Origin of the sequence: Haloferax profundi (assembly GCF_001469865.1) — an archaeon.
In the GTDB taxonomy this organism is placed as follows: domain Archaea; phylum Halobacteriota; class Halobacteria; order Halobacteriales; family Haloferacaceae; genus Haloferax; species Haloferax profundi.
The window spans coordinates 1-1,460 of the sequence record NZ_LOPV01000385.1 but is presented as its reverse complement, the minus strand read 5'-3'; the positions used below and the strand labels follow the sequence as shown (position 1 = coordinate 1,460).

Annotated in this window: 2 protein-coding genes; both read left to right on the top strand. The window is 51.9% G+C overall.

The features are described 5' to 3' along the window. Positions 1 to 138: 138 nt before the first annotated feature. Positions 139 to 492 carry a hypothetical protein gene (locus AUR66_RS13660; RefSeq protein WP_058572862.1) on the top strand — a complete coding sequence of 118 codons (354 nt, stop codon included), beginning with the start codon at positions 139 to 141 and terminating at the stop codon, positions 490 to 492. Positions 493 to 639: 147 nt separating this feature from the next. Then, on the top strand, positions 640 to 1,206 hold the full coding sequence (locus tag AUR66_RS13655; protein ID WP_058572861.1) for a TATA-box-binding protein: 567 nt from the start codon (positions 640 to 642) through the stop codon (positions 1,204 to 1,206). The last annotated feature ends 254 nt before the right edge of the window (positions 1,207 to 1,460 follow it).

Here is a 1,460-nt window from a genome sequence, read left to right as displayed (position 1 = left end):
GTCACCTCGAATACGTACTGAGTCGCCGACGTTGTCGTGTCGAAGAAACGCGGACAGAAGTAGGCGAAAGAAGGACGCCGTGAAGTCAAGAACTCGAGTCGAACACAGGTTTTTCAGCTAGCTGTCTAACAACCACGCATGGTCGACGAGACACGCCCAACCGAGAGTTACGATGGGCGAATTAGGGTCCGCCTCTTGGATGACTCCGACGGAGCCACTGAGATGAGATGTTCGTCGTACACTAAAGCAATCGAAGTCGTCAGAGAGCATCGAGACGAGGTGACTGCGGTCAAAATCATCGATAGAGACGACGACGTCGTGTTTTCTTCTGCAGAGATGGACATCGACGTGTGGGAGTCGGCGTGGGAAGACAGGAAGCGAAACATGAGCGTGTCGGTCGAGGAATACGACTGTCCGTACGACAGCGTGTCGTGTTTCGTCGACGACCGGTGTGTACAGTGCCAGATGGACGAACTCCAGGGTCGATACTAATCCCAAGCCCGAAACTAATCGAGTCAATCGAAACTGTCGAAACCAACGACGAGAGTGAGAGAGGAATAGAGTGTCTGGTGTTATGCTGTCGAACGTCTGGAACGACCCCTGTACTTTAACAGGAACGAATGTCAATAAAAGCACATCATGTCGCAAGCGGATGCTGCCGAGTCGATTCAGATACAGAACGTCGTCGCCTCCACACAGATTGGAATCGAACTGGACTTAGAACAGTTGTCCCTCGACTGGGAAGGGACAGACTACGACCCAGATAACTTTCCTGGGCTGGTGTACCGAACGACGGACCCGAAGTCAGCGTGTCTCGTATTTCGGTCCGGGAAAATCGTCTGCACTGGAGCAGACAGTGTCACTGGCGTGAACACTGCCCTCGATATCTTGTTCGACGAGTTCGAGGAACTCGGACTTCCTGTTCCCGACGACCCCGAAATTACAGTCCAGAACATCGTCTCGAGTGCGGACCTCCGATACACACTCAACCTCAACGCCCTCGCGATTGGTCTCGGTCTCGAAGACGTCGAGTACGAACCTGAGCAATTCCCGGGTCTCGTGTATCGACTCGACGAACCGAACGTCGTCGTTTTGATGTTCGGGAGTGGGAAGGTCGTGATCACCGGTGCGAAGGAGGTCTCCGATGCCGAGCGTGCAATCGAGGTAGTGAGTGACAGAGTCAGTGACTTAGGATTACTCGGTTGATGTAGTTCGGATAGTCGTGAGTCTTCTCGGTCTCACAGTACAATTTTCGGGTATTTTACTGTGGTCTCTGCTTTTCCTACCGGCTTTGTTGTTGCTGTTGTTGTTGTTGTTTTATCTAAAACAACTAGAACAACACTAGTCTTCTAGTCATCGACGGAATACACACACACCACCTTCGCGTTTGTAACGGCTACGCGAGACTCTAGAGAATTTGAACACACCCCCCTCGCGTTTGTAAATCATGCGGCAATACC

Bases quoted from the DNA above. Each gene is read 5' to 3' on its own strand.
- AUR66_RS13660 (WP_058572862.1), top strand. From the start codon at position 139: ATGGTCGACGAGACACGCCCAACCGAGAGTTACGATGGGCGAATTAGG.
- AUR66_RS13655 (WP_058572861.1), top strand. From the start codon at position 640: ATGTCGCAAGCGGATGCTGCCGAGTCGATTCAGATACAGAACGTCGTC.